Source organism: Candidatus Methylomicrobium oryzae, from assembly GCF_016745425.1.
Lineage (GTDB): Bacteria > Pseudomonadota > Gammaproteobacteria > Methylococcales > Methylomonadaceae > Methylomicrobium > Methylomicrobium oryzae.
Genome location: NZ_JAERVK010000001.1, coordinates 23,446 through 38,429, shown reverse-complemented (window position 1 = coordinate 38,429; position 14,984 = coordinate 23,446). Strand labels below are relative to the sequence as shown.

Sequence of the window (14,984 nt, the reverse complement as noted above, 5' to 3'; positions counted from 1 at the left end):
CTGCCGTTAAACCTAAAATCGACCAATAGCCCGATTGCTACGGAACAGCGATTTTCAGCTCGACCCGCTGTTTGACGGTGGCTTCCGTTCGGGAGCATTTACAGGAGAAACGGCAATGCTTGAAACGATAGCGATCCTCTTGATCATACTCTGGCTGCTCGGTCTGGTGTCTTCCTATACGCTGGGCGGATTCATTCACGTGCTTTTGGTCATCGCGGTGGTAATCATCATACTGCGCGTTATTCAGGGGCGAAGCCCGGTATAGCGGGCACCCGACCCGATACGGGCCCGTACGGCGCGAAGACAATCCGCCGTACGGATTTCCCTATTCGCCATTATGACGCCCCCTTCCTGAGTTCCGAAGCGATGCCTCGATTTCCTTCAGTCCGGCAACCGTAACCGCCAGTTCTTCCTCCGTATTCAGAAAATCCGGACAAATGCGCAGTAATCCTTGCCTGGCATCGCAGACGATACCGGCTTTCTCAAGCCTGTCCGCAATCACGGACGCAGACGGATGCGGAATCGAAACAAAGGCGCCCCGCTCTTCGGCCCGGCCGAGAAAAGGGATGCCGTATCGGTTCAGCAAATCCTCGAGCATGAGCTGCTGTTTCAGCGAGTACCTGCGCAACCGTTCCATGCCCAGACCCAGCGTCAACATCAGCCCTGCCCGTGCCTGATAAAAAGGCAAAACGGCCGGCGTGGATTCCAGAAAGCGATTTCCGCCGGGCGCCAATGCGGGCATTTCCGGCCTTTCGAACGCGAAGGGATCGGGTTCGGCGAACCAGCCGGTATCGAGCGTTTGCAGCGCGCCGTCCAAATGGCGCGGGTGCAGATAGAGCCAGGCGGCGCCGGGCCCGCCGCGCAGGTATTTATAACTTCCGCCGATCGCGAAATCGGCATCCAAACCGGCAACGTCGACCGGAATCGCCCCGGCTGCATGATAGAGATCGAGCAGCACTCTGGCGCCCTGCCGGTGGACCTCCTCGACCAGAGCCGGCAAGTCGGGCAACTGCTGGCCGGTGGTAAACATCACCATCGAAACCACGACCAGATCGGCTCCGGCGCGAATCGGGCCGAGAAAATCTTCGATCCGGTACAGCCGGCCGCCCTTTGGGGAAACACGTATGAGATCAATGCGACCTCGCCGGGCATAGAGCTTGAGAATATGATCGATCGAGTTGAACTCGTCGGCACTGGTCACCACCCGGATCGGTTTATCGTAGCAATTGAGAATGCTCCGCAGCCCCTGACCGGCGCTGGTCCGCGGCACGGTGCAGTCGGCGCGCGGGGCGCGAATCAACGCGGCAACCCGTTCCCGAAAAGCGGCCATTTCATTAAGCCATAAGGCCCAGGCATTTTCCCGCTGGGTATACCAGTGTCCGAGCCCTTCGCTCACGTCCTGCCCGGTTTGGTCCAGGGCGCGGCCGAGCGAATGATTTGCCAGATAAATCACATTCCGGGAATGCTCCAACGAACGGGAGAACAAGGGGCGGAGATGAAGGCGAATGCGATGTTCGTCCAACGCTTCCGAACCGAACGCATTGAGACTTGCTTCAATCGAATCGGGATGGGGAGATAAGGAATTCATCACAATGGCCGGGTAGCGTAAGAACGGGGGCAGATTTATCCAAACCGCCGCAGCAACCGAAAGAAATTATGACATTGGAGTTCCCTTCTGCCGAACGGTTCGATTTTACCGGCGACGTCCAGTTCACAGCTGGCTACACTTTGATTTATGATGGGATAAAGTAAGTGAAACACGGCCGGTACTTTGAAACATCAGATTGAACCCTTTCAAACCGTATTCTCTCCAAAGCCGGCGCTCGCGGCAGTCTTCGCCCTGCTGGTTGCCTGCTCGAGCGCGCCGAAGATAGCCCCCGTCCCGGTGCCGACTGCGCAGATGCCTCTTCCGCCGGTTACCCGGTATGCGCTGAGCCTGGTCGGCTCGCCCTACCGCTACGGTTCGGCATCACGGGATGCAGGCTTCGATTGCAGCGGCTTCGTGCGCCATGTCTATCAGCGGCACGGGATCCTGTTGCCGCGCACGGCCGGAGAAATGGCCGACGTCCTGCCCCGCGCCGAGGACTTGCGTTCGGGCGACCTGGTCTTTTTCAACACCGATGGCGGCGCGTTTTCGCACGTCGGCCTGTTCGTCAGCGGCGACCGGTTCGTGCACGCCGCCAGCCGCCGGACCGGAAAGGTGCTGGTCTCAAGCCTGAACAACCCCTACTGGCGGAAACATTTCACCGGCATCCGCCGGCCCGCCCGCCGGTATGCATTGACCCTCCCATGACCGAAAGGCCGGCCGGTCCTCGGGAAAAATCTTCCGGAGGACCCCACGCGATCAGATGGTCAGCGTATCCATCAGGTCGATCATGAACTCCATTTCTTCGTCATCGACCTTTTCCCAGGCCTTGAAGCCAAGGCTTTCCAGCACGCCCCGCCCCTTTTCGTCTTCGGTCATGCCGAGCAGGCATTGCTGAAACTGTTCGCGCTTGTCCAAAAGCCCGGGGCCGATCATCAACGAGTGATGGATCACGCTGATCTGGCTGCGCACCAGGATTTTCAACTGTTTCTTGATCATTTCGGAAACGCCGTCGTAAGCCTCGGCCAGAAAGATCCCGACGTCGGCCTCGCCCCGCAGCAAATGCTTGGCGACCTGGACATAGGTGTCGCACGGCATACTTTGCATATTGTCCGCATCCAGATCGCCCGGTTCGAGCATGATCATTCCCATCATTTTGACATCCGGATCGTCGGTAAACGCCAGCCTGATGCCCGGCGCCAACTCCGCCACGTCACTGACCGGATTGCTCGCCGAGACAGCAATGATCGCCTCGTCGGATTCGCCTACCGGCTTGGCCAGCGGCAGAAAACCTTTCTCTCTGACCAGCATTGCCGCGTCGTAAGGATTCACATAAATCAGGTTGACTTCGTCCTGGCGGATCGCCTCGCGTTGGCTGTTGAAACCGCTGTACATCTCCAGATGGATCGCGACGCCGGTTTGCTTTTGCAGCCACGTGTTGAAAATATACCAGCCGGACAAACGGTCGGGCGTGAAATCAGGACTGACGGTAAACAGAAACGACATAGGATTTCCTGATCAAAAAAGTGTCGGATAAAGTTTCATGCATTCTTCTACCTTCGTGCGGGAAGGTTTCCGGCGCACGGACGTATAACCGACGACCACGCCTTTGCGGATATTCGGAACCACGGTCGCTTTAACCCAGTAATAGCCGCCGTCCTTACGCAGGTTTTTGACGAAACCCTGCCATTTTTCACCTTTTTTAACCGTATCCCACAAATCTTTAAAGGCGGCGGAAGGCATGTCGGGATGCCGCAATATCGAATGCGGCGCCCCGATCAGTTCTTCCTCGGTATAGCCGGACATATCGATAAATGCCTGGTTCACATGGGTGATGATGCCGGTCGGATCGGTGGTCGATACGATCAGTTTGCCGTCCGGATAAGGGGTTTCTATCCCGGTATAAAACACTTTACGCTGCATGCCGCCGTACAGATTCAGTACGGTTTCCTGGAATTCGCCGACAATGTCTCGCGGATTCATATCATTGATCATATAGTCTCCCAACCACGACCTTCATTTGATAAAATGACGAAAAAACCGCCAGATATCTGTACCCGCTGCCTATCGGGCCAGCATCCGGTGCAGCCTGCCGGGTTCGAACAAAACGAATAGGGTCCGCTATAAACTCTATCGTTCATAGGGTTATTGATACGCAAGTATAGCAGCCGATAAAAATTTGGCTGATGCGAAGCAAATTTTTTCAAACCGTGCGGAACCGACTTGACACCGGCAGCGAACTCCACTAACTTCGGAAATTCATTGCAAAACAGGGTCCATAACATGATGAAGCTTATTCATGGCGCCATTATCGCTCTATCGGTAGCGGCCAGCTTGCCCCTGCGCGCAGAGGAGAGTCCGATGCAGCAAAACAATCCGCCGTCCGCCGCGGATCGGTCCGCAGCCCCCGCTACGGCTCCGTATTATGCTCCGCCGCCCTCCGGCTACCTGCCGCCGCAAATGCCGGCCTACAGACTGCGCCCGTTCAAGGCGGATCCAGCCTTTACGCTGCTGGACGTCCTGATTTACAGGCCGATCGGTTTGGCGGTAACCCTGGCCGGCATGGGCTTGTTCGTGGGCATGTCGCCACTGACCGCGCTGGCGTCGATCCCGAGACCGCACGATGCGTTCCCGCAAGCGTTCGACATTTTAGTCAATACGCCGGCCGCTTATACCTTTGCCAGACCACTGGGGGACAGATCGATTCCTTACCAGTACCTGCAACACTATTGATGCCCGCACATTGACTTCCCAACAAACCTGATTCGCATAGCTTCCGCACAGCCGCTACGGTAAGGCTTCGCCGCGCGAAGCCTTACCGCTGCCTGCCATCTTCCTCTTTCCGATTTCCTGTCACGCATGCCCGACCTTTCTTCCCTGCCTCCTGCCATTTTGTTGATGGGGCCTACCGCGTCGGGAAAATCTGCGCTGGCCGTCGAACTGGCCGCCGCGCTCGACGGTGAAATCATCAGCGTCGATTCGGTACTGGTGTACCGGGGCATGGACATCGGCACCGCCAAACCGACGCAAGAGGAACGCCGCGGCATTCCGCACCACCTGATCGACATCCTCGACCCGGCCGAAGCATTTTCGACCGGACAGTTCAGGGCGCAGGCGATGAAACTGATGAATGAAATGACCGGGCGCGGGAAACTGCCGATTCTAGCCGGCGGCACAATGCTGTACTTCAGCGCCTTGACGCAAGGACTGGCTGTGCTGCCGAAGGCCGAGCCGGCCATTCGGGCCCGCCTCGACGAAGACCTCGCGCGGCTTGGATCAAGCGCCCTGCATCAACGACTCCGGGAAATCGATCCCGAAGCCGCCGCTCGAATTCACCCGAATGACCCGCAGCGTATCCAGCGTGCCCTGGAAGTTTTCGAAAGCAGCGGCATGCCGTTGTCTTCGTTTTTCGATAAAACGCAGGCGCAAACCGTGCCCTACCGCCTGATCAAGCTGGTCATCGCGCCGGAAGAGCGCGCCACGCTGCACGATCTGATCGCCGCACGGTTCCGGCAAATGCTCAGAGCCGGCCTGATCGAGGAAGTGGAAGCGTTATACCGGCGCGGCGATCTGAGCGAGAAAATGCCGTCGATCCGTGCCGTGGGCTACCGGCAAGCCTGGGCTTATCTCGCCGGCGAATACGACCGGGAAACGATGACTGAAAAAGGCATCATCGCAACCCGGCAACTGGCCAAACGCCAGTTTACCTGGCTGCGCCGGGAAACGGACGCCTTGCGCTACCTGACCGGCCGGCCGGGCCTGCTGCCGCAGGCACTCGCCGACATTCGCCGCCGGCTCGAGTAACCGGCCTCCTGTTCCGTATTTTTAATGACTCGGACCCGATCTTGCTCTAGGATAGGTCCCCCTTTGCATCGATTTATTGATTCATGATTCTGGAAACGATCGTCACAACCCAAAATCGCGCAGGGAAACCGCATATCGCGCCGATGGGCATTCACGCGCAAGGCGAAGAACTGGCGATATTGCCCTTCCATCCCTCCGCGACGCTCGACAATCTGGCCGCAACAAAAACGGCCGTGATCAATTATTGCGACGACGTACGCATCTTTGCTGGCTGCCTGACCGGCCGGCGCGACTGGCCGCTCAAACCGGCGGAAAAGATTGCCGGCCACGTGCTGGCCTCGGCGCTTGCACACACCGAGGTCGAAATCGTGCGGATCGAAGAAGATCCGATCCGCCCGAAATTTTTCTGCCGCCCGGTAACCGAAGTCAATCATGCGCCGTTCAGAGGTTTCAACCGCGCCCAGTATTCCGTGCTCGAAGCGGCAATCCTGGTCAGCCGCCTGAGCAGGTTGCCGCTCGAACGGATCGAGCGGGAGATCGGCTATCTGCGGATAGGCATCGAAAAAACCGCCGGCCCCCGGGAACTGGAAGCCTGGAACTGGCTGATGGCGCACATCGAATCGTTTAAGGCCGAAGGAGAACCCCGCTCATGACCCGAATGCTGGCCAGCGTCAACAGCCTCGCGGAGGCGCAACTCGCCTATCGGGCGGGCGCCGATATTATCGACCTGAAACAGCCGGCCGCCGGCGCACTCGGCGCGCTGCCCCCGGAACAAGTCGCCCGGATTCGCGCCTGGTGTGCGGGCAAAATCCCGGTCAGCGCCACGGTCGGCGACCTGCCGATGCTGCCGGACCCGGTCTTCGGTGCGGTCCAGGCAATAGCGGCAACCGGGGTCGATTACGTGAAGATCGGCTTCTTTCCGGGCGGGGATTGGTCCGGCGTCGCACACCGCCTGACGGTACTGGCAGAATGCGGGCATGCCTTGATTGCAGTGCTGTTCGGCGACGCGTCGCCCGATCCGGCTTTCATCCCGACCTTGCAGCAGGCCGGCTTCGCAGGCGTGATGCTGGATACGATGGATAAAAGCCGGGGCTCGCTGCCCGAGATCCTGACGCCCGCCGAAATCGGACGCTTCGTCGAGGAAGCCAGGGCCCGCCATCTGCTCTGCGGACTCGCCGGCTCGCTGCGCTTGAAGGATATTCCCGCGCTATTGCGTTACGGACCGGATTACCTGGGTTTCAGAGGCGCCTTATGCGCTCGGCACCATAGAACCGCCGAGCTGGACGGCGAGGCGGCCGCACTCATCAAACAAGCGATCCAAAACGGCGCCGCGTTGGAAACCGCCTGAGCGTCTACCGGCAGCGAAGCGGAAAGTATCTCTCATGCCTCCTGTTTCGGCGAACATGCCGCCATCCCATCGCCGGCCGGAAAGTCGTCGAATAAAACGACACGGTTGCGGCCGGCCATTTTCGCGCGGTACATCGCCTGATCGGCAGCGTCGATCAATTCGTGATAACTCCCGAAGTTCGGCCGATACAGCACCACCCCGATGCTCACCGTCAGATCCAACTGCCGAAACCTCGGCTTCATGGTTTTCCCTCGGAGCTCGATTTCCGAACGAATGCGCTCGGCATAAGCGCGCACATCGTTTTCGTTGGTATCGGTCAGCACGAACAAAAATTCCTCGCCGCCGAAACGGCCGACCAAATCGCCGGGCCGGGTCAGGCGCTTCAGCATGTCGGCGACCAGCCGGATGATTTCATCGCCTTTTTGATGCCCGCACCGGTCGTTAAACAGCTTGAACCGGTCGATATCGACAAAACCCAGCGCCACGTTTTGCAATTCCCCGGCAGGGCGACGGCAAATCTGGCTCAACGAGAACTCGAGCATACCCCTGTTGTAAATCCGGGTCAGGGAGTCCAGCTGCGCCTGATGCTTCTGCATTTCGTAATGCTTGGCATTCGCCAGCGCGACGCCCAATTGAGCGGCAACCGCGACGATCTCCTCAAGAACCCGGGCATTTATCGGTTTACGGCTGAGCCCGTAATCCGCGTAAATGATCCCGGCGAGCCGGTAGTGGCTGAGTACCGGCACCGCGATGAACTCCGCCGCATCGAACTGCCTGATCAACGGATTTTCCGGTTCGAGCGAAGCATGGATCAGCACTGCCGTCTTCTCGCGCAAACAATGCAGCAATTTGCCCGATACGCGGCCGATGTCGATTTCCAGCCCCGTTTCGCCAACTTCCGGATAAGCATGGGAAGCGACCAGACTACGACGCTGCGGATCGATCCTGAACAGGAGCACGCGGTCGAAATCGAAATCATGCCTGATCGATTCCAGTGTCCAGGGCACGAAATCCGCCGGCTCCAGACTTTGATGCGGCGCAGTCAAACTGCCCGAAATATTGCGTACGGCCGCCTGAGGAACAGATTTCTCCGCAGTGTGATGACTCCGGCTCATTGCGATGCTCGCCTGCAGGAGTTTTGCCCTGAGGCGGTTGGTGTCCGGAAATTCGATGCGGTAAAACTGGCGTGCGGCGCGCATCGCTTTGTCGGTTTCTTCCATTAGGCCGTCCAATTCGAGCTCATCGACCGGCAGCCACTCGAATACCAGGGGAGACAATTGTGGCGGGCCGGTATGACTGGTTGAGGAAATCCCCTGCAGCGAGGCAATATAGTTGGCAAAGGCGACGATCGCGATTTCGGTCCGATACGGATAAAAAGGCGAACCGGGGTCCGGCAATACGTGATGATGCGAAACCACTCCGGTAATCGGCATTGGCAATTGCCATTCCAGGCACAACGCCAACCCCATTTCGGCATGAGTGATGCCGAAAAAATGCATTTCCTCTTCAAGCAGCGGGTGGGAACTGTTATGCAGGGAACCTATAAACTGACTGTAAGTCAGCTTGCCGTGAACTTCAAGGGCCAGCTTCCCGATATCGTGCAGCAGCCCCGCCGCATACACCATTTCCGGGTCGGGATACTGCAGGGCGGAGGCAATCCGCCGACTCAGCTCGGCGACGAACAGACAGTGCTGCCAAAAGAACAGACAATCGAACTGATCGGATTTGCGCTGGATCATCTTACTGAACAGCAGCATGGTCAACGCGATCCGGCGAACTTCATCCACTCCCAAAAGATTCACTGAACGGCTGATCGAGGTCACTTTGGCGGGCAGGCAAAAAGCCGCAGAATTGATCGTCTGTAAAACCTTCACGGCCAGGGCGGGATCGGTTTCGATAATTTTCGCCAGTGCCTCGATACGCACATCCGGATTGTAAGTCAAATTGACCAGTTTGACTGCAATCGCCGGCACCAGTTGCAGATTCAGCGACTCGTTCTTGAGGATCGCTTTCGCTGCTTTCTTGATGTGCTCAAGTTTATTGTCCATTTCGATCATAATAAGCCCGCTTTCAGCTTTCATCCCACCGTCTCTATCATTGTATTGCATGACACAATCGCATTTTCCGAGATGCATTACGAAGTTTTCGAATCAGACAAGTTCGGCTTGCTCTTCCCTAAAGCCGGCTCCCGGCAAACATGTAACCCGACTATTCCTGTATAAGAGTATACACATATTTCTCCATAGCTGGGGAGCTAGTTGTCGTCGTCGGCTTGTTATAAGCGAGCCAGTCTTGCTAGAATGGTCCGATGTCCCCGTAGCATAAGCTGGATAATGCACCTTCCTCCTAAGAAGGCGACTGGGTGTTCGAATCACCCCGGGGACGCCAGTTCTTGCAAGGCAGACTCTCCGATTCCGCATCTTCCCGGCCTCCTGTTCTTTTTCACTTTAAACGCTACATCGCCCGGTATTTATGCGATAATTTTCCTCTTAATTTATCGACCGGACCGGGAGCGCTGGCCGCATCCCGCTTTTTATCTTCAGGAGTACGACATGACAGCACTGGTTGGCATCATAATGGGCTCGACCTCTGACTGGGAAACGATGCGCTTCGCCGCGGAAACGCTGCAGGAACTGGGCATTCCGCACGAAGTCGAGGTCGTCTCGGCGCATCGGACGCCGGACAAACTGTTCCATTATGCTGAAACCGCCGAAACCAAAGGCCTGGAAGTGATCATCGCGGGCGCAGGCGGCGCCGCGCATCTGCCGGGCATGACCGCCGCCAAAACGGCGGTTCCGGTGTTAGGCGTCCCGGTGCAGTCGAAAACGCTGAACGGTCTGGATTCCTTGCTGTCCATTGTGCAGATGCCGGCCGGCATTCCGGTCGGCACGCTGGCGATCGGCAAGGCCGGCGCGATCAATGCCGCTCTGCTGGCCGCCTCGATCGTCGGAAACAAGCACAACGTCTACCGTACCGCGTTGAGCGGCTATCGGCAAAAGCAAACCGAATCGGTCCTGGCCGGCTCGGATCCGCGCGGCAACGGCGAAGGCGGTTCCCTATGAAGGTCGGCATCCTCGGCGCGGGCCAACTGGCCCGCATGATCGCGCTGGCGGGCTATCCCCTGGGCGTCGACTTCATTTTTCTCGACCCGGCGAAAGATGCCTGCGCCAATACCCTCGGCACACATCTGCACGGCGATTACGACGATCCGGCGCTGCTCGCCCGGCTGGCCGAAATGTCGGATGTGGTGACTTACGAATTCGAAAACGTGCCGGCCGATGTCGCGCATTTTCTGGCGACCCATACCGAAGTGCATCCGTCTCCGAATGCGTTGGCGGTCGCACAGGACCGGCTGGTCGAAAAGAACTACTTCAACTCGATCGGGATTCCGACGCCGAAGTTTGCGCCGATCGAGAGTCTGGACGAATTGTCCCGGGCAATGGAAACGATCGGCTGGCCTGCGATCGTCAAAAGCCGGCGGATGGGCTACGACGGCAAGGGTCAAGCCTTCGTCAGAACCCCTGAGGACCTGCCAAAGGCTTGGGAATCCATGGCGGGCGTCCCGGCCATCGTCGAAGCGTTCGTACCGTTCGAGCGCGAAGTCTCGATCATCGCCGCGCGCAGCCCGCAAGGCAAGATCGCCTTTTATCCCGTGTCGGAAAACCTGCATAAAGGCGGCATCCTGCGCGTTTCCGAATGCCGCGATGGCGACCCGATGCAGGCGCAGGCGGAAGATTATGTAACACGCCTGCTCGAAGGGCTGGATTATGCCGGCGTGCTCGCGCTCGAACTGTTCCAGATCGACGGCCGGCTGGTCGCAAACGAGTTCGCGCCGCGCGTGCACAACTCCGGCCACTGGACCATCGAAGGTGCCGAAACCAGCCAGTTCGAAAACCACTTGCGTGCAATCCTGTCGCTGCCGCTGGGCTCCACCCGGCCTGTCGGGCATCCGGCCATGGTCAATTTCATCGGCGGCCTGCCGGAAACGGCCGAAGTTCTGGCGATCGAACATGCCCACCTGCATTTGTACGGCAAGGCGCCCCGCAAAGGCCGCAAGGTCGCGCATGCGACTATCCGGGCGGAATCGCGCGCGCAATTGTCCGCGCAATTGAAAAAGCTGAGCGGCCTGGCGGAACGCGTCGACGATTCCTGAATTCCAAATTCTAACATAAACGCAGGCCCGCTCCCCCGCCCTCGGCGCGCGCAAGGGAACAGCCGTGCGATGACAATCACTCGCTCCCGCCGAGCCGAGCCCCTTCCGGCGAATCCCGCCGGAAAACGCCCGGCCACCCCACGCACGGCGGCACCGAGGGTAAACCTTATCAAGACATAATGAGGAGATTCCGGTTGTGAACCCGATACAGGACATCGCCAGCCCGATGACGCGGCCCGAAAGACGCGCCACTTGGTCGCTGGCCAGCATTTACGCCTTCCGGATGCTCGGCCTGTTTTTGGTCATGCCTGTCCTTTCCCTGTTTGCCGAGCAGATCGAGGGCACTACCCCAGCCCTGATCGGCCTGGCGATAGGCATCTACGGCATCGTGCAATCCGTTTTGCAAATCCCGTTCGGACTGGTCTCGGACCGCTTCGGCCGCAAGAAAGTGATCGTCGCGGGCCTCCTGCTGTTCTTTGCCGGCAGCGTGATCGCCGCGCTGTCGACCGATATTTACGGGATCATCATCGGACGCGCGATCCAGGGCTCCGGCGCGATCGCCGCCGCCGTGATGGCACTGGTCGCCGACCTGACCCAGGAAGTGCACCGCACCAAAGCGATGGCGCTGATCGGCGCGAGCATCGGCGTTTCTTTCGGCGTCGCGATTGCGGCAGGCCCCGTGATCGCCTCATTCATCGGCGTACACGGCATTTTCTGGCTGATTGCGGGGCTGGCACTGCTGGCGATCCTGATCATTCTGCTGCTGGTCCCGAATCCTCGGCTGTCCAGAAAGCACCGCGAAGCGCAGGTGATTCCGAGCCATTTTAGCGAGGTACTCACCCATCCCGAACTCTTGCGGCTCGATTACGGCATTTTCATCCTGCACCTCGTGATGACTGCGAGTTTCGTGGTCGTGCCGCTCCTGATGCGCGATGCGGGCCTGCCCCCGGCTCGGCACTGGCTGGTGTACCTGCCGGTTTTCGTGCTGTCGCTGGCCTTCATGATTCCTTTTATCATCCTGGCCGAAAAGAAACAAAAAATGAAAGGCGTGTTTCTCGGCGCCGTTTCGGTCTTGATCCTGGCCTTTCTGGGCCTTTCGCTGTTCCATGCTTCCTTGTTCCAGGTAATCGGTTTGCTGCTGCTGTTCTTCAGCGGCTTCAATCTGCTCGAAGCCACCCTGCCGTCGCTGATTTCGAAAACTGCGCCGGGCGACCTGCGCGGCACCGCGATGGGCATCTACTCGACCTGCCAATTCATGGGGGCCGGCATCGGCGGCGCGGCCGGCGGCTGGTGTTACGGCCATTACGGCGCCGGCGGCGTCTTTATGGCCTGTGCAGCGCTGGCAGCCACTTGGCTGCTGCTCGCGTTCGGGATGAAAACGCCTCCGCATTGGACCAATCTGCTGCTGTCCCTGGAACGGATCGAATTACAAAAATTCGACGAATTCGAAAAGGAGATACTGGCAATCGACGGCGTTGAAGACGTGACCCTGCATCCCGAAGAAGCGGTGGCTTACCTGAAAGTCGACAAGAAGCAGTTGAATACAGACGCGCTGCAGAATCTGATTGTGCAGTACAGCCATCGCGTATAACTGCGCCGGGGAAACCGGCATACTTTACTTTTCAATTCGACACGGGCGAAGTCATGCTTAAAATTCTACTCTGGATACTGGTCGGAGGGCTCGGTGCGTCGGCGGTCGGCGGCATCGCCCTGCAGCGCGGCGAAACAATCAATTCGCTCTGGTTCATCATCGCAGCGGTCTGCGTCTACACGTTGGCCTACCGCTTCTATGCGGCCTGGATTGCGGCCAAGGTACTGGCCGTCGATCCAACCCGCGCGACTCCGGCCGAACGCCTCGACAACGGCCGCGATTTCGTGCCGACGAACCGGTGGATCGTGTTCGGCCATCACTTCGCGGCAATTGCCGGTCCCGGTCCGCTGGTCGGCCCGACGCTTGCGGCGCAATTCGGCTACCTGCCCGGAACGCTCTGGATATTGATCGGCGCAGTGCTCGGCGGCTGCGTGCAGGACATGGTCACGTTGTTTTTCTCGACCCGGCGCAACGCGCGCAGCCTCGGGCAGATGGCCCGCGACGAGCTCGGCGTGCTGGGAGGCACCGCCGCTTTGATCGCGACTTTCGCGATCATGATTATCCTGATCGCGGTACTCGGACTGGTGGTCGTGAATGCGATGAAGCACAGCCCGTGGGCAACTTCGACCGTCGCCGCGACGATTCCGATCGCGATGATCGTCGGGCTCTACATGCGCAGCATCCGTCCCGGCCGGGTGCTCGAAGCGTCGATCTTCGGCGTGGCCTTGCTGCTCGCCTCGGTCGCTTACGGCGGCTTCGTCGACCGCAGCGAAACCTGGCGCGTGGTGTTCGATCATGACGGGCTGACCCTGGCCTGGGCCGTGATTGCCTACGGCTTCGCGGCTGCGGTGTTTCCGGTCTGGCTGCTGCTCGCGCCGCGCGATTACCTGTCCACCTTCGTCAAGCTCGGCACGATTACCCTGCTCGCGATCGCGATCGTAATTCTGCGGCCTGAGGTGAAGATGCCCGCGATCACCCCGTTCATCGACGGCACCGGCCCGATTTTCGGCGGCAAGCTGTTTCCGTTCGTATTCATCACGATCGCCTGCGGCGCAATTTCCGGCTTCCATGCCTTGATTTCCTCCGGCACGACGCCGAAACTTTTGACCAGCGAACGCGACATCCGGATGATCGGTTACGGCGGCATGCTGCTTGAATCATTTGTCGCAATGATGGCGATGATCGCCGCGACCGTACTCGATCCCGGTGTGTTTTTCGCGATCAACAGCCCGGCAGGCGTAGTCGGGGCGGAGGCCGCCGCGGTCGCGAAGATTTCTTCCTGGGGCTTTCCGGTGACGGTCGAACAGATGCAGGCCCTGGCCGCGCAGATGGGCGAAGCGAGCCTGTTCGCACGCACCGGCGGCGCGCCGTCCCTGGCGGTCGGGATGGCTAGCCTCTTCGGCCGCGTGTTCGGAGACGGCTTCCTGGCCCTCTGGTATCACTTCGCGATCATGTTCGAAGCCATCTTCATCCTGACCACGCTCGATGCGGGCACCCGCGTCGGCCGCTTCATGCTGCAGGACATGCTCGGCAATATCTGGCCGAAGCTCGGCGAAACCTCCTGGACGCCTTCGGTGATGCTGACCAGTGCGATCGTCGTCGCCGGCTGGGGCTATTTCCTCTATATCGGAGTGATCGACCCGAACGGCGGCGTGAACATCCTGTGGCCTTTGTTCGGAATTGCAAACCAGATACTCGCCGCGATCGCACTCTGTGTCGCGACCGGCATTCTGGTCAAATCGAACAAACTCCGCCATGCCTGGATCAGCGGCTTACCGCTGGCTTGGCTGGTCACGATCACCTCGACGGCGGCCTGGGAAAAATTGGTCAGTGCTGACGTCCGGATCGGCTTCTTCGCCGCCGCGAATGACCTGAGCGCAAAACTGGAAGGCGGCCTGCTGCCCCCGGAAAAAGCCCATACCGCGCCGCAGTTGATCTTCAACCTGCACCTGGACGCGGCAATCACGCTGTGCTTTGTGGTGCTGCTCTGGCTGATCGTACTGGACATGCTGAGAGTCGTCTTCCGGCATTTGTCCGGCAGGCCGGCGCTGCCGCTATCCGAAGCGCCGCACTGTCCGAGCCGGCTGATCGAAAACTGGGTACGGGACTGATGCCTTGTAGGGATGCAGGAGGTACGCCCCCAGGGATGGGGGAGGTAGATCGCGTCGGGAACACGCGATCGACGCCCCCAGGGATGGGGAAGGTAGATCGCGTCGGGAACACGCGATCGAGAGCAATGCAGGAGCGATTGCCGATGCTCAAATACCTGAAAACCTTCTGGCGGGCCGTCCGCCGCCTGAGCGGCGACGACGCTTACGAACGCTACCTGGAGCATTATGCGCGCTGCCACCTGCATGACGACGCCCACGAATGCGAGGGTCCCTTGAACCGGGCCGAGTTTTTCAAACAATGGCAGGATCAAAAATGGAACGGGATCAAACGCTGCTGCTGAAAATGATCCGGACCGGCTCTCCAGAAAACCTGGTAGGTCCATAACTCTCAA

General features: G+C 59.1%; 15 protein-coding genes and 1 tRNA gene. 12 read left to right on the top strand and 4 right to left on the bottom strand.

Annotation, left to right across the window (positions count from 1 at the left end):
* Positions 1–115: 115 nt before the first annotated feature.
* Positions 116–265, top strand: a complete 150-nt coding sequence (locus JJL52_RS00245) for a lmo0937 family membrane protein (protein ID WP_202050394.1) — start codon at positions 116–118, stop codon at positions 263–265.
* A gap of 60 nt (positions 266–325) precedes the next feature.
* Here JJL52_RS00245 and JJL52_RS00240 read toward each other — a convergent pair whose 3' ends face one another.
* A complete protein-coding gene (locus tag JJL52_RS00240) occupies positions 326–1,588 on the bottom strand; it encodes an aminotransferase class V-fold PLP-dependent enzyme (RefSeq protein ID WP_202050393.1) in 1,263 nt (420 codons plus the stop codon).
* A gap of 183 nt (positions 1,589–1,771) precedes the next feature.
* Here JJL52_RS00240 and JJL52_RS00235 point away from each other — a divergent pair, with 183 nt between their 5' ends.
* On the top strand, positions 1,772–2,293 hold the full coding sequence (locus JJL52_RS00235; RefSeq protein ID WP_336885019.1) for a C40 family peptidase: 522 nt from the start codon (positions 1,772–1,774) through the stop codon (positions 2,291–2,293).
* Between the two features lie 51 nt (positions 2,294–2,344).
* Here JJL52_RS00235 and JJL52_RS00230 read toward each other — a convergent pair whose 3' ends face one another.
* On the bottom strand, positions 2,345–3,091 hold the full coding sequence (locus JJL52_RS00230; RefSeq protein WP_202050392.1) for a phosphate/phosphite/phosphonate ABC transporter substrate-binding protein: 747 nt from the start codon (positions 3,089–3,091) through the stop codon (positions 2,345–2,347).
* Between the two features lie 12 nt (positions 3,092–3,103).
* Positions 3,104–3,580 carry a PAS domain-containing protein gene (locus tag JJL52_RS00225; protein WP_202050391.1) on the bottom strand — a complete coding sequence of 159 codons (477 nt, stop codon included), beginning with the start codon at positions 3,578–3,580 and terminating at the stop codon, positions 3,104–3,106.
* A 288-nt stretch (positions 3,581–3,868) separates the two neighbouring features.
* Here JJL52_RS00225 and JJL52_RS00220 point away from each other — a divergent pair, with 288 nt between their 5' ends.
* The 4 genes from JJL52_RS00220 (at position 3,869) to JJL52_RS00205 (ending at position 6,737) form a co-directional block, all read left to right on the top strand.
* Positions 3,869–4,318: a hypothetical protein gene (locus JJL52_RS00220; RefSeq protein WP_202050390.1), complete on the top strand. Its 450-nt coding sequence runs from the start codon at positions 3,869–3,871 to the stop codon at positions 4,316–4,318.
* 126 nt (positions 4,319–4,444) lie between these two features.
* The gene (gene miaA, locus JJL52_RS00215) at positions 4,445–5,389 is read left to right on the top strand and encodes a tRNA (adenosine(37)-N6)-dimethylallyltransferase MiaA (protein WP_202050389.1); all 945 of its coding nucleotides are present in this window, start codon (positions 4,445–4,447) and stop codon (positions 5,387–5,389) included.
* Between the two features lie 83 nt (positions 5,390–5,472).
* Positions 5,473–6,042, top strand: coding sequence for a DUF447 domain-containing protein (locus tag JJL52_RS00210; protein ID WP_202050388.1), 570 nt, complete (start codon positions 5,473–5,475; stop codon positions 6,040–6,042).
* Positions 6,039–6,737: a (5-formylfuran-3-yl)methyl phosphate synthase gene (locus JJL52_RS00205; protein WP_202050387.1), complete on the top strand. Its 699-nt coding sequence runs from the start codon at positions 6,039–6,041 to the stop codon at positions 6,735–6,737. The genes JJL52_RS00210 and JJL52_RS00205 overlap by 4 nt, the downstream gene beginning before the upstream one ends.
* A 32-nt stretch (positions 6,738–6,769) precedes the next feature.
* Here JJL52_RS00205 and JJL52_RS00200 read toward each other — a convergent pair whose 3' ends face one another.
* A complete protein-coding gene (locus JJL52_RS00200) occupies positions 6,770–8,818 on the bottom strand; it encodes a sensor domain-containing diguanylate cyclase (RefSeq protein WP_202050386.1) in 2,049 nt (682 codons plus the stop codon).
* Positions 8,819–9,047: 229 nt separating this feature from the next.
* On the opposite strand from JJL52_RS00200, the gene JJL52_RS00195 reads away from it, so the two are divergent.
* From JJL52_RS00195 to JJL52_RS00170, 6 genes are all read left to right on the top strand, one after another.
* Positions 9,048–9,125: transfer RNA gene (locus JJL52_RS00195), tRNA-Arg, on the top strand.
* Positions 9,126–9,289: 164 nt separating this feature from the next.
* The gene (gene purE, locus JJL52_RS00190) at positions 9,290–9,799 is read left to right on the top strand and encodes a 5-(carboxyamino)imidazole ribonucleotide mutase (RefSeq protein WP_202050385.1); all 510 of its coding nucleotides are present in this window, start codon (positions 9,290–9,292) and stop codon (positions 9,797–9,799) included.
* The gene (locus JJL52_RS00185) at positions 9,796–10,890 is read left to right on the top strand and encodes a 5-(carboxyamino)imidazole ribonucleotide synthase (protein WP_202050384.1); all 1,095 of its coding nucleotides are present in this window, start codon (positions 9,796–9,798) and stop codon (positions 10,888–10,890) included. Before purE ends, JJL52_RS00185 begins: the two co-directional genes overlap by 4 nt.
* 196 nt (positions 10,891–11,086) lie before the next feature.
* The gene (locus JJL52_RS00180) at positions 11,087–12,481 is read left to right on the top strand and encodes an MFS transporter (protein ID WP_336885018.1); all 1,395 of its coding nucleotides are present in this window, start codon (positions 11,087–11,089) and stop codon (positions 12,479–12,481) included.
* A 53-nt stretch (positions 12,482–12,534) separates the two neighbouring features.
* Positions 12,535–14,592 (top strand): carbon starvation CstA family protein, encoded by a 2,058-nt coding sequence (locus JJL52_RS00175; RefSeq protein WP_202050383.1) that lies wholly within the window; start codon positions 12,535–12,537, stop codon positions 14,590–14,592.
* A gap of 143 nt (positions 14,593–14,735) precedes the next feature.
* Entirely contained in the window at positions 14,736–14,933 is a 198-nt protein-coding gene (locus JJL52_RS00170; RefSeq protein WP_202050382.1) for a CstA-like transporter-associated (seleno)protein, read from the top strand.
* Positions 14,934–14,984: the final 51 nt, after the last annotated feature.